This is a genomic window from Trabulsiella guamensis ATCC 49490, from assembly GCF_000734965.1.
Taxonomy (GTDB): domain Bacteria; phylum Pseudomonadota; class Gammaproteobacteria; order Enterobacterales; family Enterobacteriaceae; genus Trabulsiella; species Trabulsiella guamensis.
This window is the reverse complement of record NZ_JMTB01000114.1, coordinates 51,558-70,459: the sequence shown is the minus strand read 5'-3', so window position 1 is coordinate 70,459 and position 18,902 is coordinate 51,558. Positions and strand designations below refer to the sequence as shown.

Annotated in this window: 29 protein-coding genes and 3 pseudogenes; 11 read left to right on the top strand and 21 right to left on the bottom strand. The window is 50.9% G+C overall.

The window, feature by feature from the left end:
• Positions 1-131 (top strand): annotated as a pseudogene (locus GTGU_RS25865) (phage portal protein); the annotation flags it as partial.
• Between the two features lie 20 nt (positions 132-151).
• Here the strand turns inward: GTGU_RS25865 and GTGU_RS20325 are convergent.
• Positions 152-388, bottom strand: a complete 237-nt coding sequence (locus tag GTGU_RS20325; protein ID WP_038161590.1) for a hypothetical protein — start codon at positions 386-388, stop codon at positions 152-154.
• A 600-nt stretch (positions 389-988) separates the two neighbouring features.
• Here GTGU_RS20325 and GTGU_RS26710 point away from each other — a divergent pair.
• Positions 989-1,153 (top strand): annotated as a pseudogene (locus GTGU_RS26710) (DUF4760 domain-containing protein); the annotation flags it as partial.
• 93 nt (positions 1,154-1,246) lie between these two features.
• Here GTGU_RS26710 and GTGU_RS20320 read toward each other — a convergent pair.
• The 17 genes and pseudogenes from GTGU_RS20320 to GTGU_RS20245 form a co-directional block, all read right to left on the bottom strand.
• Positions 1,247-1,633 (bottom strand): type II toxin-antitoxin system death-on-curing family toxin, encoded by a 387-nt coding sequence (locus GTGU_RS20320; protein WP_038161586.1) that lies wholly within the window; start codon positions 1,631-1,633, stop codon positions 1,247-1,249.
• Positions 1,630-1,851 (bottom strand): type II toxin-antitoxin system Phd/YefM family antitoxin, encoded by a 222-nt coding sequence (locus GTGU_RS20315; RefSeq protein WP_038161583.1) that lies wholly within the window; start codon positions 1,849-1,851, stop codon positions 1,630-1,632. The genes GTGU_RS20320 and GTGU_RS20315 overlap by 4 nt, the downstream gene beginning before the upstream one ends.
• 79 nt (positions 1,852-1,930) lie before the next feature.
• Positions 1,931-2,290, bottom strand: a complete 360-nt coding sequence (locus GTGU_RS20310) for a type II toxin-antitoxin system HicB family antitoxin (protein WP_038161580.1) — start codon at positions 2,288-2,290, stop codon at positions 1,931-1,933.
• Positions 2,287-2,562 (bottom strand): hypothetical protein, encoded by a 276-nt coding sequence (locus GTGU_RS20305; RefSeq protein ID WP_038161578.1) that lies wholly within the window; start codon positions 2,560-2,562, stop codon positions 2,287-2,289. Before GTGU_RS20305 ends, GTGU_RS20310 begins: the two co-directional genes overlap by 4 nt.
• Positions 2,563-2,744: 182 nt before the next feature.
• Positions 2,745-3,299, bottom strand: a complete 555-nt coding sequence (locus GTGU_RS20300) for a hypothetical protein (RefSeq protein WP_051857398.1) — start codon at positions 3,297-3,299, stop codon at positions 2,745-2,747.
• Positions 3,300-3,392: 93 nt separating this feature from the next.
• Positions 3,393-5,948: a replication endonuclease gene (locus tag GTGU_RS20295; protein WP_051857397.1), complete on the bottom strand. Its 2,556-nt coding sequence runs from the start codon at positions 5,946-5,948 to the stop codon at positions 3,393-3,395.
• Complete coding sequence (locus tag GTGU_RS20290) at positions 5,948-6,346, bottom strand: DUF5405 family protein (protein WP_156964219.1); 399 nt, start codon at positions 6,344-6,346, stop codon at positions 5,948-5,950. Before GTGU_RS20290 ends, GTGU_RS20295 begins: the two co-directional genes overlap by 1 nt.
• A gap of 74 nt (positions 6,347-6,420) precedes the next feature.
• Complete coding sequence (locus GTGU_RS25860; RefSeq protein WP_156964218.1) at positions 6,421-6,651, bottom strand: derepression protein; 231 nt, start codon at positions 6,649-6,651, stop codon at positions 6,421-6,423.
• Positions 6,652-6,692: 41 nt separating this feature from the next.
• Positions 6,693-6,953 (bottom strand): annotated as a pseudogene (locus GTGU_RS25855) (ash family protein); the annotation flags it as partial.
• Between the two features lie 3 nt (positions 6,954-6,956).
• On the bottom strand, positions 6,957-7,277 hold the full coding sequence (locus GTGU_RS20280; RefSeq protein ID WP_038161573.1) for a hypothetical protein: 321 nt from the start codon (positions 7,275-7,277) through the stop codon (positions 6,957-6,959).
• Positions 7,274-7,516 (bottom strand): hypothetical protein, encoded by a 243-nt coding sequence (locus GTGU_RS20275; protein WP_245609626.1) that lies wholly within the window; start codon positions 7,514-7,516, stop codon positions 7,274-7,276. Before GTGU_RS20275 ends, GTGU_RS20280 begins: the two co-directional genes overlap by 4 nt.
• Positions 7,506-8,096, bottom strand: a complete 591-nt coding sequence (locus tag GTGU_RS24040; RefSeq protein WP_051857395.1) for a hypothetical protein — start codon at positions 8,094-8,096, stop codon at positions 7,506-7,508. The genes GTGU_RS20275 and GTGU_RS24040 overlap by 11 nt, the downstream gene beginning before the upstream one ends.
• 34 nt (positions 8,097-8,130) lie before the next feature.
• Positions 8,131-9,120 (bottom strand): DNA adenine methylase, encoded by a 990-nt coding sequence (locus tag GTGU_RS20265; protein WP_038161604.1) that lies wholly within the window; start codon positions 9,118-9,120, stop codon positions 8,131-8,133.
• A gap of 5 nt (positions 9,121-9,125) precedes the next feature.
• Positions 9,126-9,656 (bottom strand): hypothetical protein, encoded by a 531-nt coding sequence (locus GTGU_RS20260; RefSeq protein WP_038161569.1) that lies wholly within the window; start codon positions 9,654-9,656, stop codon positions 9,126-9,128.
• Positions 9,657-9,661: 5 nt separating this feature from the next.
• Positions 9,662-9,871: a hypothetical protein gene (locus GTGU_RS20255; RefSeq protein WP_038161566.1), complete on the bottom strand. Its 210-nt coding sequence runs from the start codon at positions 9,869-9,871 to the stop codon at positions 9,662-9,664.
• Positions 9,872-9,954: 83 nt separating this feature from the next.
• On the bottom strand, positions 9,955-10,182 hold the full coding sequence (locus tag GTGU_RS20250; protein WP_038161563.1) for a phage filamentation protein Fil family protein: 228 nt from the start codon (positions 10,180-10,182) through the stop codon (positions 9,955-9,957).
• 278 nt (positions 10,183-10,460) lie between these two features.
• Positions 10,461-10,742 (bottom strand): Cox family DNA-binding protein, encoded by a 282-nt coding sequence (locus tag GTGU_RS20245; RefSeq protein ID WP_038161560.1) that lies wholly within the window; start codon positions 10,740-10,742, stop codon positions 10,461-10,463.
• Between the two features lie 137 nt (positions 10,743-10,879).
• Here GTGU_RS20245 and GTGU_RS20240 point away from each other — a divergent pair, with 137 nt between their 5' ends.
• Entirely contained in the window at positions 10,880-11,086 is a 207-nt protein-coding gene (locus GTGU_RS20240; RefSeq protein ID WP_038161557.1) for a hypothetical protein, read from the top strand.
• Here the strand turns inward: GTGU_RS20240 and GTGU_RS20235 are convergent.
• Positions 11,075-11,296, bottom strand: coding sequence for a hypothetical protein (locus GTGU_RS20235; RefSeq protein WP_038161554.1), 222 nt, complete (start codon positions 11,294-11,296; stop codon positions 11,075-11,077). The genes GTGU_RS20240 and GTGU_RS20235 overlap by 12 nt on opposite strands.
• Before the next feature lie 209 nt (positions 11,297-11,505).
• Here GTGU_RS20235 and GTGU_RS20230 point away from each other — a divergent pair, with 209 nt between their 5' ends.
• From GTGU_RS20230 to GTGU_RS20215, 5 genes are all read left to right on the top strand, one after another.
• The gene (locus tag GTGU_RS20230) at positions 11,506-11,967 is read left to right on the top strand and encodes a hypothetical protein (protein WP_038161551.1); all 462 of its coding nucleotides are present in this window, start codon (positions 11,506-11,508) and stop codon (positions 11,965-11,967) included.
• A gap of 18 nt (positions 11,968-11,985) precedes the next feature.
• On the top strand, positions 11,986-12,162 hold the full coding sequence (locus tag GTGU_RS25850; RefSeq protein ID WP_156964217.1) for a hypothetical protein: 177 nt from the start codon (positions 11,986-11,988) through the stop codon (positions 12,160-12,162).
• A 178-nt stretch (positions 12,163-12,340) separates the two neighbouring features.
• Entirely contained in the window at positions 12,341-12,583 is a 243-nt protein-coding gene (locus tag GTGU_RS20225; RefSeq protein ID WP_038161548.1) for a hypothetical protein, read from the top strand.
• Between the two features lie 241 nt (positions 12,584-12,824).
• The gene (locus GTGU_RS20220) at positions 12,825-13,145 is read left to right on the top strand and encodes a helix-turn-helix domain-containing protein (RefSeq protein WP_038161545.1); all 321 of its coding nucleotides are present in this window, start codon (positions 12,825-12,827) and stop codon (positions 13,143-13,145) included.
• A gap of 66 nt (positions 13,146-13,211) precedes the next feature.
• Complete coding sequence (locus GTGU_RS20215) at positions 13,212-14,192, top strand: phage integrase (protein ID WP_038161542.1); 981 nt, start codon at positions 13,212-13,214, stop codon at positions 14,190-14,192.
• A 186-nt stretch (positions 14,193-14,378) separates the two neighbouring features.
• On the opposite strand, the gene cpxP is transcribed toward GTGU_RS20215, so the two are convergent.
• Positions 14,379-14,882 carry a cell-envelope stress modulator CpxP gene (gene cpxP / locus GTGU_RS20210; RefSeq protein ID WP_038161539.1) on the bottom strand — a complete coding sequence of 168 codons (504 nt, stop codon included), beginning with the start codon at positions 14,880-14,882 and terminating at the stop codon, positions 14,379-14,381.
• 150 nt (positions 14,883-15,032) lie between these two features.
• Between cpxP and cpxR the strand changes: the two genes are divergently transcribed.
• Positions 15,033-15,731: an envelope stress response regulator transcription factor CpxR gene (gene cpxR, locus GTGU_RS20205; RefSeq protein WP_038161537.1), complete on the top strand. Its 699-nt coding sequence runs from the start codon at positions 15,033-15,035 to the stop codon at positions 15,729-15,731.
• Positions 15,728-17,104 carry an envelope stress sensor histidine kinase CpxA gene (gene cpxA / locus GTGU_RS20200; protein ID WP_038161535.1) on the top strand — a complete coding sequence of 459 codons (1,377 nt, stop codon included), beginning with the start codon at positions 15,728-15,730 and terminating at the stop codon, positions 17,102-17,104. The genes cpxR and cpxA overlap by 4 nt, the downstream gene beginning before the upstream one ends.
• 30 nt (positions 17,105-17,134) lie before the next feature.
• Here the strand turns inward: cpxA and yiiM are convergent, their stop codons facing one another.
• Positions 17,135-17,833, bottom strand: coding sequence for a 6-hydroxyaminopurine reductase (yiiM, locus tag GTGU_RS20195; protein ID WP_169741190.1), 699 nt, complete (start codon positions 17,831-17,833; stop codon positions 17,135-17,137).
• A gap of 134 nt (positions 17,834-17,967) precedes the next feature.
• On the opposite strand from yiiM, the gene GTGU_RS20190 reads away from it, so the two are divergent.
• On the top strand, positions 17,968-18,861 hold the full coding sequence (locus GTGU_RS20190; protein ID WP_038161529.1) for a dihydrodipicolinate synthase family protein: 894 nt from the start codon (positions 17,968-17,970) through the stop codon (positions 18,859-18,861).
• Positions 18,862-18,902 lie beyond the last annotated feature (41 nt).

Below are 18,902 nucleotides of genomic sequence, written 5' to 3'. Positions count from 1 at the left end.
TCGAGAAAGCCGCACGGGTCTTTGCCATTAACGAGCTGGCCCCCGTGATGGAGGCCATGAAGCATGTCAATGAATGGCTCGGTGAAGAAGTCATCCGGTTTAATCCATACGCGCTGCTCGAACAGAAGTAGCACAAATGCAGGTCTGGTCGTCAGACCAGCAGCAGGTTAAGCAAACCTGTTTTAAGTTTTTCCGGCGACTTTCTCCCGATATATGTTGCCGGCGTCCGGCCTGAACCACCTGATTTTGTCCATTTGTGTATTTTGTTGTTCAATTCATAGTGAAAATGAACAACAAAATACACAAACAGAGACTTATTGCATGCGGAAACATAACGCCACGCCAGAACCGTAACGCTCACCTGAGCAGAATGAAGGCGGTTACTCATCACCGCATCATGCTTATTTCATTCAGTAATTTTCACAATTACCCCTGTAAGACGTGATCACATCACTCTGTTATTTCATCGTTTACCCCATCAGCAGATAACGCCTGAGAGCCCCTACAGCAGGCGCAGTTTCACATCCGTACCCAGCGCAGGTTTAAAACAATACAAGCTCTCAGAAGGCCGGATATTTGCCATGAATAGCGATTTAATGCAGCCCCTATCACCCCCTTGTTTCGTGCGCTGTCCCCCCGTCGCCTGCGCGCAACTTTTGCTTCGTTTTTCGTGCATTCGTCGATCCTTGCTCAGACCGTGCCCGTACTGGGCTGAAAAGACAAAAACACCATCAAAAAAATTGTGCAAAATTGTGCACTATTGTGCAGAAAGAAAACGCCCATGTATTTGACACAGGGTTACCTCTGGGTAATTTTACGGCGTTGACATTTAAAGGGCTTTTAAGCGACCGTTAAAAGGCGTTTAAACTTTTTTAAAAAGCTACAATCTGACTAAGTAGGCAGGATTTAAACGTTTTACCTATCGCTTCTGAGGTTAAAATATGCACAATTTATTTGATGAGTTTGACGGTTTCTAAGCTGAACTAACTTCAATGAGGCGATGATCAAGCGAACCTCTTTCACCACTGTGATTGAAACCTACGACATTGCCGAACCGCTAATTAAAGCTATAAGGGAACACATCAAATCAGATACCACCTACCAGGAGTTTGAATGGCTGGTTAAGAGATGGAAGGCTAACCCTCTGAAGAAAAAAAATAGCTACTTCTCATGCTGCAACAAAAAGGCCATCAATGATGGCCTGCGTACGTTTTGCTTATTAATAATACCAGGATCAACAACTTCGTTATTTACCAGGCCTGTTAACAAGGTGACATAAAGCCACCTCAACATCAACACTGGTCGCATCTCCTGTTGCAGCAGCTACTGTCAACCTCTCCAGTTCGCTGCCAACTTCCTCAATAGTGATACCATTGCGTTGCAGGAATACCATCATGATCAGAAATGCCGTTTGTTTATTTCCGTCATTAAAGACATTCTTCCTGGCAATTGTAATAAGGTACAATGCTGCCAGCTCGTAAAGCCCACTGACATCTTCGTGATAAAACTGATTTTTTACACGCCATACAATCGACTCAGCCCAGCGATGACCAGGTATTCTCATCACATCGGGGATAGCTGCCGTTAGTCGCTCATGAAGTGAGATAACATCTTCTGCACTTATCCACTTCATTTGTCTGTCAGCATCTCAATTGTGCGCCCGTGCCGCTTCATTATCTCAGCAAATTCAGCGTCAAGCCTGGCTTCCCGCCATGCGCTGAAATCTTCACGACTGATAAGAACGGCGGAAGTACCATCGCGGCGGGCAATGCCTATCGGCTCGCCTGCTGCAGCGATGTTCAGCACTTCAGAGATATTTTGTCTCGCCTGAGATATTGTATAGATTCGCAAGTTGACTCCTTAAAATATATACCGTTTTTCTTATTACCAATGGTGAAAAAACGCCAATCCATCCAACGGTTAAAATGGATCAAGCGTGCTTCATTCGCTCGTTTAGCGTCTCAATAATGAAAGAATTTACAGAGGTTTCCTGCTCAGCTGCAGCCTGACTCAGACGCTCACCAAATGACTCAGGGTAGCGAAGTGTGAAAGTTTTAACCTTCTCCTGGCTGGTAAACGGAGTGATGTTTGCAGAACGGCAATCATCAAGGTATTCGCGAAGTGAAATTTCACCTTCTTTGTGCAACCCCTGAATACTGTCAGACACAAAATCACAGTAACCAGTCAAACCAAGGAATCTTCCACGGAATGCGTTGAGCTCCGGCACGTAGCTAATAACAGCAGATTGTCCGGCTATCTCAATAGTGTTTGGTATTGATGCTTTGTTCATTGCTTCACTCCTGTACTCTCAAGCCATTCGCGCAGGTTAATTATTGCGCTTTTATCGGTATATGCTGAAAGATGAGGGCAGTGAAAGATGGCAACACGGCCGTTAAGGATAAACTTGCAACGTAAACCACGCCCCTCTTTAACTTCACCGCCCAACGCCTTATTCAATGACTCAATATCAGCCCATTTGATACCAGGCGGCACAGGTGATTTATATATTTTTTCTAGTGTGGCCTTCTGCTTCTTCCGTAGTGATGCAACCTTCTCTTTCATTCCCTCGCCTCATGAAGTCACTTTATGAAGTCATTATTGATATAGCAATTAATGAAGTCAAGATGTGAAGTCGTTTCATGAAAGAAATCATCCTGTTCAATCAGCACTCTTACCTGAACATAATTAATTTCTTCATAGTGATAACTAACGACAGCAGTCGTATTACTGCCAGATCTGCATAATTAAAAATCATAGCTACAATTGTCAGCAACAGTGCAAAGCTCACCCAGCATCATTTCTGAACCATCAAGCTGAATGCGATCAATGGCATTAAAGACATGAGACTGAATAGCCTCACAGACATTACGGTATGGCGAGCCGTTAGTATTAAGTGGAACAACAGTCCGATCAACACTGACAACCAGGCCATGATCGCCGCTGATTGTCAGGCTGGTGAAAACACTGGCAACTTCGGTCGGTGTATCATCCACCACTGTTTTAATAGTGAAACTGAATACTGCCCCTCTGCCATCTCCATACAGGTTATAGCCAGCTGCCGGGATTTGAGAAAGTGAGACCGGGATGAATTTACCCCGTATCATGGTTCCCCATGACACATAACGCTGATGATTACCGTCAGTATCCACCCATGTTTCTTCAGGAAGCTCAAGCGAGGCTTCATAAGCCTCAATGATCAGGTGTGCAATAATGCGCAGATGGATGATGTTTTGCCCGGAACGAAGAACTTTCTTTACCTGCTCGCGCTTACTGCGCATTTGTCCGTAGTTGACAGTCATGCAAATCACTCCTTGTGAAGTTGTACAACAATATACATTTTCTGATTATTCAGTGAATCGCAATAGCTACAATGGGTGATACCACTCACATTGCTATGACATTTTCATCAGCGAATTTTTCCAGCGCACGATCAGTTCATTCGCCTGCTGACTGGCTGCGCCTGGTGGTGGCGGCAGCCTGATATTCTCATCCGTACTGATGCCGCGACGCATCCTGCGATCCAGTCTGGTGTAAGGTGGTTTTTCGCCGGCCTCCGCTTTCCGGCTGTAGATCCTGCCGTCGCCGTGCGAGCAGTAATAACGCCCGTCGCGCAGGATCTCGCCACCGGCCGCCATACGTTTCGCCTGCCATTCGTTCATCTTCCATCCGATAGAGTCTGCAAAATCAACAATGCTGGTGACGCTGGTATCGTCGACGGTATAAACCGGCCTGGTTCTTCTCGCCACCGGTGCGGTTTCCCGCAGCCGTTTCATCAGATCCCGGCGTTCTGACGGGGTCATGTTCGTGAAATCTGTCACTTCATTCTGTGGATAACTTTCCCGTCTTCCGGCGCCGGGACAGTTATTGCCACGAGTCCAAGGGGCGGCGTGGTCGCCCTGACGGTCAAAAGATAAACAGCGAAGGTCAAGGTCAAGATCCTGCTGCGCCGACGGCGCCGCTTTTTTCTGTTTCCTGACCAGTTGCCAGTTATCCGGATGCGTGCAGACAATGGATCTCGTGCCGATGAGTGGCGCCCAGATGCCGTAAAGCTGAATGCCGTTTTCGCCGTAATCGTTTGGTTTCTCTGCCAGTGCGTAAGCTGGCCGGATGATATAGCGGTCGCGCGGAAGGAGCACGCCACCCTGTTTCATGATGTAGGATGCAAAACAGCCGGCATCAGCGGCGGCCAGCACTGCATCCATCCGCCTGTCAGGTAACTGCTGCGGACCGTCAGGACAGCGCTTCATCTGTGATGCCAGCCGTCTCAGCTCCCGCCACGCCTGCCGCGACGGGATCCCGAAAAACCGGAACTGCTGAACACCGTGCAGCCCGGCCCAGCCGGTGACGCGTTCGACGGAATCCGACAGTGAAAGACTGCTGTCATTATCGGTGAGTGGTTTGCCTGTCTTTTTGTCGTTACCACTGACGGCATCACCGTCAATATTCTTGCCAATGTACTTTGCGATATAGCTGGTTGGTGTACCTTTATCGGCCGTCACCCGTTCACATTTGAAACGTGGTGTAATGTCGTGCCCGAGTTCGGCGCGATCCGCACGCACAGCAATATCGCGAACCACACTGATAATGGCATCCCGGTCTTCCGGACGGGAAAACATCATCATATGCCAGTGTACCGTTCCGTCATGATGGGGTTCAGCGATACGCATGCCATACCAGCGCAGCCCCTGCCGGTTGAGTTTTTTGCGCACTGCCGTAAAGAACACATTCACCAGGTAATCACTGCTGTCGCGGACGGTGCTGCCGTCCCACTTCGGATTCGGCGTGCCGTCTTCATTGTTCGCATGAAAGCGCGATGGCGTGGTGACCGTCAGAAAAGCCGCTGTGTCACCGCGTTCGGCAGCGATCATCTCCAGGCCTTTCATAGTGGTCATCATCTCAATGCGGCGGTGTTTCGGATTACTGTTCCCGGCGTAGTAAACGTCATCAAGCCCGATGGTGAAGTCATCTTCATTCACCAGTTCGTAAGATTTGAGGAATTCGCGCATGCGCCGGCGCTGCTCGCGAAAGTCGGTAAGCGCCTCCCTGCTGAGATAGGGCGATGCCTGACGTGATACCAGGCCTGCCGCGCGCAACTGCTCTTCGCGCCAGACCCGACGCAGACGCCACAATTTACGCTGCCACCATGTTGCACACGTCAGGCGCGCCAGTGCGCCAGGCAGTTTTTCCATGTCAGGATCATTGCGCCGGTTGTCATCCAGTCGCAGGGAATGCCACGACGGCGGAACAACGTTCAGACTGAAAGCCATGCGCGCCAGATACTGGTAAATATCCAGCGCATCCCCCGGCGTGATGGCTGTACCGTAGCGATCACAGCGGCGGATGAATTCGCTTTCCAGCGCGCCGGCGGTCAGTGTGGCCGCCGTCTGCACTTCGCGTTTGCTGAGTTCAGGAAGCTGCATCAGTGCATCAAGACGCTGGCTTATCACAACGCGCTGAAATGCCGGTGTGCTGAAACGACTGTTGATCCTTTCGATGCGCCGGATCAGGCGTTTCAGTGTTCCACGGATCCAGACAGTGGCCGGACGCTCATTCTTCCCTGCCTGCTCTGCGGCCTTCTGTTTTTTACGTAAAAAACTCACCTCCCGCATGAGCGGATTACGAAGATATGACGGCAGGGAAAACAGATTCTCCACTTCCTCTTCGCCATAAAATTCACGCCTGCGGCGGCGTCGCTCTTCCGCTGAAATAACCAGAAGCTCACTGTTTCTTTCGTCGCGATCTTCAGCAATATCGAGCATAACCGCCAGTGGTAACTGTGCAGTGGTATCGTCACTTTTTCCGAGTCTGGCTGCCCTTGTTTTTTCGCCATCAGCATCGTAACAGTCAATCCACCGGCTGAGTGGCGTCCGCTCAGCCGGCAGGCCAAATGTTGCAGGATCAACGGCGGTGTGTGGTTTGTTCCACTCCCATTCCGGCAGCGTACTCATTATCCGGCGCTCCTGGCTTTATAAGCTGACCACGCCTTTATACAGACAGATGCCAGCCTGGTTATTTCTGCTACAAACTCAGCAACAGAGTCAGCCTTGCGGGTGCGGATACTGTGTGAGATGAGATCAGTAAACAGCCCGACCGGCGTCTGATAAACAGACAGCAGTGCGCCATCACGCTCAGCATGATGGTACAGAAACATATTCACACCGTCGGATTCGACACGGTAGCACCCGTCAACAATAAACCTGCCTGCTGCAGCCGCAGTGTTATCTCCGCCTGCAGGCTGCATTGTCAGATAATGGCTGTAACGCATCTGCACCCTGTGAGCCAAATCCGGCTCGCAACTCCATAGCCAGTCAATAAAATCGCTACTGTCAGAGCGTCGCGGTTTCATTGCGTTTACTCCATAAAAAAGATGTGCGAAAACCTCCCGCCACCATAACGGCGGCAGGAGATCGGTCCGCCGGTTTACCTGTCGGTATCGTTGATGAGCTGCTGAACATCCCGTAAATCTTCTGCGAGATAACTGAGAACAGCAGGGATACAGAGTTCAGAAAGAATGCTGTCGCTGGTGAGCGACTCGAAATACATGCAGGATGCCAGTTTTTCCGCGCGGAAAAGACGGCGGTTGATTTCAGTGATGCGGTGATTTTGTGCTGCTGCAGCGCGACGACGCGCGCGTGTTTTGTGGCTGCCCATGATGTGGCTACCTCACGTTTAAGTTTTGAAAACTCACCACGTTCGAGGCTAATCAAAAAGGTGGTGAGACGTTCAGGGTTAGCCTTACCGGTTAAACGCGAACCCGGCGCATCCGAAGATGCCCCTGCACGCCCCACCATAATACAGCAGAGGTATGACAGTGCATTACGCACAAAAAAACCGCTGGCGCGGCTGTGCGCACGTTTAACTTTCAGGAGGCTAATCCCGGCAACCGATTTTGCGGCTGCAGGTGGAATATAATCCCCTGACGTCAGAGCGTGCAAGCAGTTTTTAGTGTGCATATGTCACCTGACCATAAAGTTAACATCGCCATACACCGGCCCGGCGAGCGCGGCGCCTTCACATGGCGCGTCTGATGTTGAGAACAGAACGACTCCGTTTTTCCTGTCGACGAACAGATATCCGACGTGTCTGAGACTCTCTGATCGCCGTTCCTGCAGTTCAGTGACAATGCACAGCAGCGCCTGCCACCACTCGTTATCAGCGACCGGAGTGCGCAGGGACAGAATGCCCTCCGCGTCCCTGCGCATTTTGTCGAGACCGGCACTGCTGATATATCTGTCCTGCGCCGCCTCACCTGCTGATGCTTTTCGTGTTGTCCTCATACCGCACCGCCTTTGTTACTGGTTAACACTGTCTTATCTCCAGCCTGAGCCAATGCCGTTTCTTCCGGTATATGGCCGACATGCCAGAAGCCGCAGAACGGGCAGCGGTAAACACCCAACTGCCCCTGATGACCGTGGTTTTTACGAATCAGCATGAGTTCGATCGCGGCATTTGTTGGCGATGTATGGCGCCGCTTTCTGCCACACTGATTGCGTCTGATGCGGCGTTTACTGGACATTGTCCTTGTCGCCTGACAGAACAATCTCAATCACGCCGCGATCCATACTCTCCATTTCGGCTACGGCCAGTGCGGCACCTCTGACAAGGTTGCGGTGTGCGTTCGGTGAGGGTTTAAAATCCTCCGCAGAGAACGGCCAGACAGTGGCGGCAAGTTGCTGATGACCGGCGGCACAGAGAAGATAGGCCGCAGCCGCTGCACTGAGTTCGTGATCGAGGTAGTCATCATCGCCTTCCTGAGAGAAGCCTTTCTCGATCTGACTCAGGCGCTCTTTGATGACTCTGACGATCGCACCAAACAGAGTGCTGGTATCAATACCGTCCGGGATTGCTCCCCGGTAAAGCACAGTGCAGATACCGTTTGATACCTGCTCATCAGCGGCCAGCCGCAGATTGCCAACGTGCTCTTTTAAATCAATACCTTCAGGGCAGCGGCTGAAAAATCTGGCGTTTTCAATGGTGGTCAGTGCCGCAGTCAGTTGCTCGTTCGTGTCCTGCCAGTCAGCAAACCGGACGAATTCGCCGTTCTCTGCTGGCTGGATTGTTGCTGATGAAACGGGATTAAAACGTACTGGTGTCATGATTTATGTCCTCACTGGATATGTCATACCGTTGTCAAAAAATGTTCCGGTCATCAAAACTACCGGCGATCATCGTGTTGCAAGTTGCATTGCCCATCACCGGCCCACAGTCAGGACAGTGACCGCCGCCGGCACGACCACACCCTTCGCAGACACGAAGGACGCCAATCACTTCACTGGCTTCGCCACGGTTGGTTACATCCGCGCTGACTGAGCGCCGCACACTGATTTCATGCAGACGGAAGGGCTGGTAAATCTCACGGGTTTCCGGGGTGTCACTGTTTGAAATGACCACCTGCGCGCCGAGCCGGGTGTTAACATCCAGCAGGGCGCTGACGAGCTGGCGATGATGTTCAGCGGTGAATGTCTCACCGAAATACTCAGAGAAAGATGCCGTATCACTGACAGGCAGATACGGCGGATCGCAGTAAATAACGTCACTGCTGCCGGTGACGAGTTTTAAGGTCCGCTGAAAGGGAGCGCAGATAAATATCGCTTTTGTGTCTCTGGCCTTTTCGGCAAACAGCCGCATTTCCTCTTCCGGAAAGTAGACCTTTTTAAAGCTGCCAAAAGGCACGTTGAATCCGGTTTTACGGCTGTAGCGGCACAAGCCGTTGTAGCCGTGCCGGTTCAGATACAGGAACTGCGCAGCGCGTACGATGCGCGACAGCTCAGCGGTAACCGTCCTCCCGGCGCGGCGCCCGCCACCGGTACATGTGGTCTGTGTGAGATGGCGATTGAATTCGGCCCGGATTTCAAGATAGTCCTGTCTGCTGTTCCTGTTTTTAAACAGTTCGCCGGCAGTGTCGATCACCAGATCCGGATAACGGGTTAATTCCCGGTACAGGTTAATAAGATCGATGTTGATATCACCCAGCACATAGCGCGGGTAATCCGTTGCCATGAATACCGACGCGCCACCCACGAACGGTTCAGTCAGGCAACCGCCTGCCGGCAGATGCTGCAGAAGTTCCGGCATCACGCGCGACTTGCCGCCTGCCCATTTCAGGAACGGGCGAACGATGGTATTCATGCTGCACCGCCGGCAGTGTTGTCCGTATGCGCTGATGCAGATGGCTGGATCTTTCTCAGCACGGAGACGAGATTATCTTCAGCTCTTTCCAGCGCCTCATAAATCCCCCGCTTGTCGCCGTCAAAATCATGCAGGTCACGGCTGATGACGATAACTTTACGGACAGCCGCGTGAACGTCAGCGGCTGATGCTGCCGGCAGATGGATGCGTCCATCGATAAAGACATCACCATGCGGTCCGGCAATAAGAATGTCGATAATGTTCTTGCGGCACTGCAGTGCGTTTTCCGCTTCCAGCGCACGGCGTTGCCATGTGTTCACCTGCTCACGAAGGTCAGGCTGTTGTCCTGCCTGGTTCTGAGACTGCCCTGCGGCCTTGCGGTAATCGCGCAGTTCTTTCAGTACGCTCGCTAATGCTATGGTGAATACTGCCTGTTCAATGTGTCCGTCAGTCAAAGCAGGTATTGCTGAATAGTCCATCTTAGTGATCAAGATATCCAGATGCTCATCTGAAATTGCCTTTTTCATGATGCTTATGCTCCATAGGGTGAATGAGATGCAACAGGACGCGCCAGGGCTGTTTCCAGTCGCCTGCGCATATCGCTGATAAAAAGAGAAACTGACGGGTCATCCGGCGTCAGCGTTAATTCGCCGTCATGACTTGTCTTAATCGTCAGTCCCTCGCGTTCAACTGCCGGCAAGAGAACATGCAGGATGAAACTGTATTGCTCGCGTTTATTCATAACCGCTTTCTCTTTTAACGGATGTACTAATCCCTCACCATCAATAACGAGGTGATTAATTCAGATATTGACTGACTGATTAATTACTTAAATCGTTTTCTCAAAAATTCAGCAATACCACGCAGAAAACATTTATTTATATTTGCTGAAATATAAGGTTTGTTTTTCCCGTCAATAAACTGAACCTTTGACGGTTCCGGTTTAAAGAACCTCCCGTCAGGTGTTTCTATCCACCCACGTGAGTTTTTAAAATGTGTCACCTGACCACTTCGCCTGAGCAGGCTTGCCACAGACGGCGCTTCATCGTTCATTGCTGCCACCTCGTCAGTTAACCATCAGATTCGTTGCTTTATAAGAGTGTCTATTGTTCTGCATGCCTCGGCTAATGCAAAATCAAGCCCGTAATAATTATCCACTTCATGTTCATGATCGCGCCTGGTAATTAAATATGTGATGCAATCATTAAGTGCATTACGTGGCGTTTTGCGTATTGTGAAACCACGATATACATAAGTATTTTTACTTACCTGAATCGCCGCTGGTACCGTTCCGGCATGAGTCCCATGTTGTGAATAGCTCTTTCGCATAATCAAAGACCGATCCACAACAACCAGGCATCGCGCTGTTCACGCGGGCGATTGTAGTATGCTTCGCGCATGGCACGGTTAAACTCCGGGATATAGATCCAGTTCTCTGAACGGTTCGTCAGTGCTGCCGGATTACGCCACTGAATAATAGGAAGTTTCCCCTCTTCAATCATACTTTTCACCATTGAAGGGGTTTTGCCGATCAGCTCTGCAAACTTGATATAAGGAACTGCATCCACCGGGTGGCGGACTTCAATAAACTTTTCAAGTGCCTGGTCTGCCATTGTGATTTCTCCTGTTAAATTATGCCGGGATTTTTAACCACGCCCGGCGCGTGGGTTTTGTGGTATTTTTTGTTATGCCCGCCAGTTCCCGCATGGAGTGCTGGGCATAACAACATCCCAACAAAACAGGTGATCCCATGACCGATAAAGAAAGAGTACTTTTCTTATTTGCTCAGACCTGCGCCATAATTGGCAGAGGACCGACAGTTGCCACGTCAGAAGCATTATCCCGTCTTGCTGAGGCCAGAGCCCGTTTAATGGGTCCATATGCACAGCTAAACGATGACTTTGATTCTGTTTACTCCATTCTTGAGCAAAAACTTAAAGAGAAGCTACCCGACTAACTCATTCCCGGCTGGTAACATAAGTCCGGTAATTACCATGATATTTTCCAGTTCACGGCCAGAGATACGCTTTCCGGTTTCACTGGCCTTATTTTTTACAAAGGTCGCAATCTCTCCGGCGATACTAATCATTTCCTGTGGTGAAAGATCGGCAGTAACAGCAACCGTATCTTTGTCATTGATAATCGCTTCAGGTGTCTGATTTTTCATAGTTACTACTCCTGTCAATTATGCATGGATTCTTAATCCATGCCAGGCGCATGGGTTTTGTGGTATGCTCTTTTCCTTGTCCGCATCTAAAGCCAATCAATCATGCTTGCGGCCTCTTCATAAGTGTAATTATTCAGAGCAATCAGCATGTTTTCCGCTACCTGTTCTGAACGTTTAACGAAAAAATCTTGTGTTTCTGGAGTTTCCATATGGATATTACAATCCTGTCAGAAAACGATAACTGGTACTGGCTCCTTAATAATGGCGTACATGAGCTAATCAGAAGTCAGGTATTCACCCAATTCACGTCAGTCAGAAGAAACGCCGAACTTTTCCGCATTGGTTCCAGCAATCCATTAATAATTCACAGCAGAGACGAACTAAATTTTATAAAAAATACTGATGATGACTATCGATGCATCTTTCTTATCTCACATGTTAATTCTCAGTGGGTAATTGAAATCATGAACCCACCCAATTTATTACTTACACATAATGCCACTCACACTTCGAATGACAGTGCGGAAGCTTACATATCATCTTTGTCCGATGATGTTTTTGAGTCCGCTAAAATTACCAATGGAAGTGGCGGTTTTCTTCATCCGCTACAGCACTCCCACCGTTACCGTGAAATGTTCGGTATTGACGCTGAACATCCATCGGCTAAATAAATATTTGAGGGTCTCACCGTGAGCGAACACGACAAAATCATTGAGCGAATGAAGTATGTTCTCGATGCTCTTGACGAAACTCCTGTTCAGGCAGCAAGTAACGAATATCCATCATCAACCATCCGCGAACTCGCATCCGAAATCCTCCTGAAAAGCTGTGCCAAATACCCTATTGACCGCTTTGCTATGGACTGATGACTGTTAGTTACAGGCGGGGGACTCCTCCGCCTTTTACCATCACCGTTCTGTCCACTTCATATTTCCAGCACAGTAATGACTCACTTACCCACATTTGTCATCTGATGCCGGGGATCTTTATCCACGCCCGGCGCGTGGTACTCTGGTGCTCTCATACAACCAGAAGGAACGCTCAATGACAGAAAAAAAGTTCGATATTATTATTCCTGCAGGACTTGATTACCGTATTGCCAATAATCTTGCCTGCCTTCGTTTTGATTATCGGTTGTCGGAAAATATCAAACTTCCGGCGGCTGGAGAGTTCTTTACCGGTCTCACCGTCGAGCAAGCAGAAGATACCATCAGGTTTCTTCTTGTTTATGTTCAAAAGATGAAGCTGTCTGAGGGGCAACCTCAGAACGGGTCTCGTCATCATTGATACAAATCAGGTATCCGGTTATTCCTGGAGTGACCTGATAAGTACGGCGGAAGCTGTCGGTTATGTCGGCTCCGCCAGTCATCTCCTCACCTGCACTGCTGCCACGCTCAAGTTTTCCGCGCATTCGTGATACCCTCCACAATTCAGGCTATTTATCCGTCTGTGTCTTCTTGTATCTGCCTGTTAGTGCAGATACTCCGTCAATTAACGGTATAAATCACCACCCTTTAGGAGAGAGATTATGGTAGAAATACCAACCCAGTCAAGCGGTATCGGCGAAAAAATTCGGGCAGTAAGAGATGCGGAAGGTCTAACGAGGCAGCAATTCTTTGAATTAACAGGCATTCCAGCAGGTACGCAGAAATACTACGAAACTGGAAGAGTTGAGAGTGTTGGTAGCGATATTTTGCTGAGGATCACAAAACATCCAAGATTTAAAAAATATGCACTATGGCTGATGACTGACAGCACAGCGCTGGCCGCGGGGCAGATTTCCCCGGCTCTCTCCCCTGATGGTCAAGAGAGCACAAAATTTCGCCAGTCAGGCCAGAAATCTGGCTAAAAATCTGGTTCTTTTATGCGCTAGAACATCAGACGCAAAACAGCAACCTGACCGGAGGGCTTCGCTATGTCGATTAAGAAGCTCGAAGGTGGACAGTATGAAGTGGACATGTACCCGCGTGGACGTAACGGAAAGCGTATCCGCAGGAGATTTGACAAGAAGCAGGAGGCTGTTCTTTTTGAACGCTGGGTAATGGCTAACGTCGAAAAAAAGGAATGGCTTGGCGCCACTACTGATCGGCGAACACTCAGTGATCTGCTTGGCATCTGGTGGCTGCTGTACGGGCAAACACTGGAGAACGGCGAGGCGGAAAAGCGGCATCTTGCAAAAACCATCAGGGCACTTGGTGATCCGGCAGTTAACCGCCTGAACAGGCAGAGTATCGCCAGGCTTCGCGGGCTACGACTTGAATGCGGGATCAAGGCATCAACAATTAACCGCGACATATACCGCCTGTCCGGTATGTTCAGCACTCTGATAAAACTTGGTGAGTTCAGAAATGAAAACCCATGCACCGGGCTTGAGCCGATGAAAGAAACACCACCGGAAATGACGTATCTCACAAAATCAGAAATTCGTCGTCTGCTCGAGGCGCTTGATGGTGATGATCGCAGAGTGGCATTACTCTGCCTGAGTACTGGCGCCCGATGGGGCGAGGCCAGCAGTCTGCGGGCAGAGCAGGTGATACATGGTCGCGTTACGTATCTGAAAACAAAGAACGGCAAAAAACGCGTGGTGCCGATCTCTGATGTGCTGGAAAGGGAAATAAAAACACGGGAAAGCGGGCCGTTGTTCAATGTGGATTACGAAAAGTTCTGCGAACGTCTGAAAGATGTCAAGCCGGATCTGCCTCGCGGTCAGGCGACGCACGTACTCCGACACACATTTGCGAGCTGGTTCATGATGAACGGGGGAAACATCATCGCACTGCAACAGACACTCGGGCATGCCAGCATAAAACAGACGATGGTTTATGCACATCTGGCACCGGATTTTCTGCAGCATGCTGTGACGCTGAACCCGCTGGGTGGAGGCCTGTCCGTATGACAATGTTGACTACAGTCTGACTACGCCATACGGGTATTTATCCCCCTGCATCCGCTTCAGTCTGAAACAGGGGGAATTGATTTTAAAGGGATTTATCTAAGTGTCTGATAAAAAAATCCCCGAATCATTCGGGGATAAGGGCAAAGAAAACAGGGATGGTGTCTATGGCAAGGAAAACAGGGTTTGTTACTGGTGACTCAGGGTACTACTGCTACTGGAAAGCGCCATGGCTGCGTTTTGCTGCATCCTGGCAATCTCTCGCAACTGATCCATTCGTTGCTGATGCTTACTATTTAAAACCGCCTGCTGCTCCGGGGTTAACAGGTGGTACATCTGATTTCGTACCTTCGCCATTTCAACCTGGCGAGCGACCTGTTCTTGCGCCATCTTTTCAGCCTGGGCGCGGACAGCGGTTTCATCAAAATGATTTGCAGTGATAAGCCGGTGCATTATCTCCTGTTCGCTAACATTAACGGGGGGCTGGTCGTGCCGCGCTCGTTGCATAAGATCCCGCATCTGTTGGCGCTGATGTTCGGTTAAACTTATGCCATCAAACATCTGGTTCTGGCCGTTTCGCTGGGCGGAGCCGACATTCGGCTGCCCGTTAACGCTGGTGACGACTTCAGCAGCCTGGCTATAAGCACTTAGCGCCAGCGTTGAGGCCATGACGGCAGCGATAACTTTGCGCATCACTTGCTCCCAAAAACTTTAATGTCGCGATTCAACGAGAGACAGTCTACGATTCAGGCTGCAAACATGCGTCAGGGGGTGTAAAACAACGTAAAGTCATGGATTAGCGAGCCTTGATGACGTAATTTCTGCCTCGGAGGTATTTAAACAATGAATAAAATCCTGTTAGTTGATGATGACCGGGAGCTCACCTCCCTGTTAAAGGAGTTGCTGGACATGGAAGGCTTCAACGTTCTGGTTGCCCATGATGGTGAACAGGCGCTGGCGCTGCTCGACGACAGCATCGACCTGCTTTTACTCGATGTGATGATGCCGAAGAAAAACGGTATCGACACGCTTAAAGAGTTACGACAGACACACCAGACTCCCGTTATTATGCTGACCGCGCGCGGCAGCGAACTGGATCGCGTGCTGGGCCTTGAGCTTGGCGCAGATGACTATTTACCGAAACCGTTCAACGATCGTGAACTGGTAGCCCGTATTCGCGCGATTCTGCGTCGTTCCCATTGGAGCGAACAACAGCAGAACAGTGACAACGGTTCGCCGACGCTCGAAGTCGACGCATTAAGCCTCAACCCGGGGCGTCAGGAAGCGAGCTTCGACGGCCAGGCGCTGGAACTGACCGGTACCGAATTCACACTGTTATACCTGCTGGCGCAGCATCTCGGCCAGGTGGTCTCCCGCGAACACCTCAGCCAGGAAGTGCTGGGCAAACGCTTAACACCTTTCGACCGCGCGATCGATATGCATATCTCCAACCTGCGCCGTAAGTTGCCAGAGCGCAAGGACGGTCATCCGTGGTTTAAAACCCTGCGTGGCCGCGGTTATCTGATGGTATCCGCTTCATGATAGGAAGTTTGACCGCACGTATCTTTGCCATCTTCTGGTTAACGCTGGCACTGGTGCTGATGCTGGTATTGATGTTGCCGAAACTGGATTCGCGTCAGATGACCGAATTGCTGGAGAGTGAGCAGCGTCAGGGTCTGATGATTGAACAGCACGTTGAAGCTGAGCTGGCCAACGATCCTCCTAATGACCTGATGTGGTGGCGCCGTCTGTTTCGCGCTATTGATAAATGGGCACCTCCGGGGCAGCGCCTGTTGCTGGTCACCAGTGAAGGACGCGTGATCGGCGCCGAGCGCAGCGAAATGCAGATCATCCGTAACTTCATCGGCCAGGCAGATAACGCCGATCACCCGCAAAAGAAAAAGTATGGTCGGGTAGAACTGGTAGGGCCCTTTGCCATCCGCGATGGGGAGGATAATTACCAGCTCTATCTGATTCGTCCTGCCAGCAGTTCGCAATCCGATTTTATCAATCTGCTGTTTGACCGCCCGTTGCTGTTATTGATTGTCACCATGCTGGTCAGTTCGCCGTTGTTGCTGTGGCTGGCGTGGAGCCTGGCGAAACCCGCCCGTAAGCTAAAAAACGCGGCAGATGAAGTGGCGCAGGGGAATTTACGCCAGCACCCGGAACTGGAAGCCGGGCCGCAGGAGTTCCTGGCGGCAGGCGCCAGCTTTAACCAGATGGTGACCGCGCTGGAGCGTATGATGACCACCCAGCAGCGTTTGCTGTCGGACATCTCCCACGAGCTTCGCACGCCGTTGACGCGCTTACAGCTCGGTACAGCGCTTCTGCGTCGCCGTGCGGGTGAGAGCAAAGAGCTGGAGCGCATTGAGACGGAAGCGCAGCGTCTGGACAGCATGATCAATGATCTGTTGGTGATGTCGCGCAATCAGCAGAAGAACGCGCTGGTCAGTGAAACGCTGAAAGCGAACCAACTGTGGAGTGAAGTGCTCGACAATGCCGCATTCGAAGCCGAACAGGTCGGCAAATCCTTCACCGTAGAATACCCGCCGGGCCCGTGGCCGCTGTACGGTAACCCGAATGCGCTCGAGAGTGCGTTTGAAAATATCGTTCGCAACGCGCTGCGTTATTCGCACACCAAAATCTCGGTGGCGTTCGCGGTGGATAAAGACGGCATCACCATTAACGTGGATGATGACGGCCCGGGCGTAAGCCCGGAAGACAGAGAGCAGATTTTCCGCCCGTTCTACCGTACCGACGAGGCGCGGGATCGCGAATCCGGCGGCACTGGCCTGGGTCTGGCGATTGTTGAAACCGCCATCCAGCAACATCGCGGCTGGGTGAAAGCGGACGACAGTCCGCTCGGTGGCTTACGTCTGACGATCTGGCTGCCGCTGTACAAGCGTGCGCCATAATAAAACGCCCCCCTCTCCCCGGGGAGAGGGTTATTTCCCCGTCAGCCGCCGCGAATTATCCTCGATCTCGCCGTTTAAACGCCGTTTCTGCATCGTTCTCGCCCAACTGACCGATAACCCCGCTGCCGACAATAAACGGTGATACTGCTCGTCATCAAACGGCAGATGCCAGGCAATGGCCGCTGCCTCATAAACCGAAATCTCGCTCAGCCGCGATACCAGCTCCAGCGGTAATTCACTGGACACTTTTCCTGGCGCAATGACGCGATACAGCCAGCCTACCTTGCCGCTGCTCTGCATCTGCGATGCCATGTCGCTGATGTTAAAATGATAATTGAGCTTGTAGCAGGGAGAGCGCGGCTGTGTGATTTGAATCAGCGCCTCGCCCCAACGAAAGATATCACCGATAAAGGCGTTCTGTTCAGTCAGCCCCTCGGTCGATAAGTTCTCACCAAATGCCGGGGCGCAGAACTGCTCTGCCAGTTCGGGAAACTGCCGCGCCCAGTCAGCGTAATGCTCACGCGGATAATGGCACAGCGCGCGATCAGGCCCACCGTGATACTTCTTTTCCGCCTGCTCGTCGCCTTCCAGCCCCAGATCTGTCAGCATCAGTTCGCCGTCGAGCTGAATTTTGGCGATGGCGCTCGGCCCACTGCCTGCATAGTCACGGATCCTGCCTGTAAAAACCTCCACCGGATATCGCATCTGTTCTCCCTTCCCTTTTGTCATCGCAGACGATAGTAGAACACATTTTTTTGCGCATTGACTAAGCAAAATGCGACTGGCGTAAACCTTATGTTTCATTGTTCGTGTTATTCATGAAGATTATTTGAAACGCCATTTCACAAAAAGGAGTCTACACTATGACCACGCATTCTCGTTTTTCCGGCGTCTGGTGCCCTTCGATTACGCCGATGGATGCACAGGGCGCGCTCGATATGAACGGTCTCTCTCAGCATCTCGCCCGCCTGACGGCGGCGAGAATCGATGTCATTTTGCTGATGGGCAGTATCGGCGAATTTGCTTCGCTAAGCCTTGTGGAGAGACTGAAACTCATTCGCGAGGCGCGCGCCATGTCACCGTTGGCGATGGTCGCTAACGTCTCTTCCACCTGCGTGGCGGATATCGTGCGCATGGCGGAAGAAGCGTTCCGGACTGGTTATGATGGCGTGATGGTGCTGCCGCCCTACTATTACGGGCAAACCGCTAACCAGTTATTGAGCTACTTCAGAGCGCTCGGCAAACAGTTCAGCGGTAAATGGTTCGCCTACAATTTCCCGGCGCGTACCGGTTGCGACATCACCCCGGAAATCACCGCGACGCTGGCGAAAGAGTTTCCGAATTTTGCCGGGATTAAAGACACCGTGGATTGCCAGTCCCATACGCGCAATATCATTCTTGCCACCGAAGCTGTACGCAATGATTTCGCGGTGCTTTCCGGTTATGACGAATACTTCATTCCTAACCTGCTGGCCGGCGGCGCGGGGATCATTTCCGGGCTGAACAACATCATGCCAGAGTTGTTCGTGCAGGCGCGGGAAGCCTGGGCCGCTGGCGATTTCCAGACGCTGCACAATGTTCAGCGGGAGATTGGTCGTTTCATGTCGATCTATTCGATTGGCGATGATTTTGTCACCACCATTAAAACGGTGGTATCGCGCAAGTTTGGCTACTGCCAGCCTCACTCACGCAATTTTGGTGGCGAGCTTAGCGCCGCACAATGCCAGCACATCGACAGCGTATTTGGCATCCAGTAACGACAAAAAGCCCGGCAGTGCCGGGCTTTTTTATGATCTAT

Coding starts and splice junctions, on each gene's coding strand:
- GTGU_RS20325 (WP_038161590.1), bottom strand. CDS start 388: ATGAGTAACCGCCTTCATTCTGCTCAGGTGAGCGTTACGGTTCTGGCG.
- GTGU_RS20320 (WP_038161586.1), bottom strand. CDS start 1,633: ATGAAGTGGATAAGTGCAGAAGATGTTATCTCACTTCATGAGCGACTA.
- GTGU_RS20310 (WP_038161580.1), bottom strand. CDS start 2,290: ATGAACAAAGCATCAATACCAAACACTATTGAGATAGCCGGACAATCT.
- GTGU_RS20305 (WP_038161578.1), bottom strand. CDS start 2,562: ATGAAAGAGAAGGTTGCATCACTACGGAAGAAGCAGAAGGCCACACTA.
- GTGU_RS20300 (WP_051857398.1), bottom strand. CDS start 3,299: ATGACTGTCAACTACGGACAAATGCGCAGTAAGCGCGAGCAGGTAAAG.
- GTGU_RS20295 (WP_051857397.1), bottom strand. CDS start 5,948: ATGAGTACGCTGCCGGAATGGGAGTGGAACAAACCACACACCGCCGTT.
- GTGU_RS20290 (WP_156964219.1), bottom strand. CDS start 6,346: ATGAAACCGCGACGCTCTGACAGTAGCGATTTTATTGACTGGCTATGG.
- GTGU_RS25860 (WP_156964218.1), bottom strand. CDS start 6,651: ATGGGCAGCCACAAAACACGCGCGCGTCGTCGCGCTGCAGCAGCACAA.
- GTGU_RS20280 (WP_038161573.1), bottom strand. CDS start 7,277: ATGAGGACAACACGAAAAGCATCAGCAGGTGAGGCGGCGCAGGACAGA.
- GTGU_RS20275 (WP_245609626.1), bottom strand. CDS start 7,516: ATGTCCAGTAAACGCCGCATCAGACGCAATCAGTGTGGCAGAAAGCGG.
- GTGU_RS24040 (WP_051857395.1), bottom strand. CDS start 8,096: ATGACACCAGTACGTTTTAATCCCGTTTCATCAGCAACAATCCAGCCA.
- GTGU_RS20260 (WP_038161569.1), bottom strand. CDS start 9,656: ATGAAAAAGGCAATTTCAGATGAGCATCTGGATATCTTGATCACTAAG.
- GTGU_RS20255 (WP_038161566.1), bottom strand. CDS start 9,871: ATGAATAAACGCGAGCAATACAGTTTCATCCTGCATGTTCTCTTGCCG.
- GTGU_RS20250 (WP_038161563.1), bottom strand. CDS start 10,182: ATGAACGATGAAGCGCCGTCTGTGGCAAGCCTGCTCAGGCGAAGTGGT.
- GTGU_RS20245 (WP_038161560.1), bottom strand. CDS start 10,742: ATGGCAGACCAGGCACTTGAAAAGTTTATTGAAGTCCGCCACCCGGTG.
- GTGU_RS20240 (WP_038161557.1), top strand. CDS start 10,880: ATGACCGATAAAGAAAGAGTACTTTTCTTATTTGCTCAGACCTGCGCC.
- GTGU_RS20235 (WP_038161554.1), bottom strand. CDS start 11,296: ATGAAAAATCAGACACCTGAAGCGATTATCAATGACAAAGATACGGTT.
- GTGU_RS20230 (WP_038161551.1), top strand. CDS start 11,506: ATGGATATTACAATCCTGTCAGAAAACGATAACTGGTACTGGCTCCTT.
- GTGU_RS20225 (WP_038161548.1), top strand. CDS start 12,341: ATGACAGAAAAAAAGTTCGATATTATTATTCCTGCAGGACTTGATTAC.
- GTGU_RS20220 (WP_038161545.1), top strand. CDS start 12,825: ATGGTAGAAATACCAACCCAGTCAAGCGGTATCGGCGAAAAAATTCGG.
- GTGU_RS20215 (WP_038161542.1), top strand. CDS start 13,212: ATGTCGATTAAGAAGCTCGAAGGTGGACAGTATGAAGTGGACATGTAC.
- cpxP (WP_038161539.1), bottom strand. CDS start 14,882: ATGCGCAAAGTTATCGCTGCCGTCATGGCCTCAACGCTGGCGCTAAGT.
- cpxR (WP_038161537.1), top strand. CDS start 15,033: ATGAATAAAATCCTGTTAGTTGATGATGACCGGGAGCTCACCTCCCTG.
- cpxA (WP_038161535.1), top strand. CDS start 15,728: ATGATAGGAAGTTTGACCGCACGTATCTTTGCCATCTTCTGGTTAACG.
- yiiM (WP_169741190.1), bottom strand. CDS start 17,833: ATGACAAAAGGGAAGGGAGAACAGATGCGATATCCGGTGGAGGTTTTT.
- GTGU_RS20190 (WP_038161529.1), top strand. CDS start 17,968: ATGACCACGCATTCTCGTTTTTCCGGCGTCTGGTGCCCTTCGATTACG.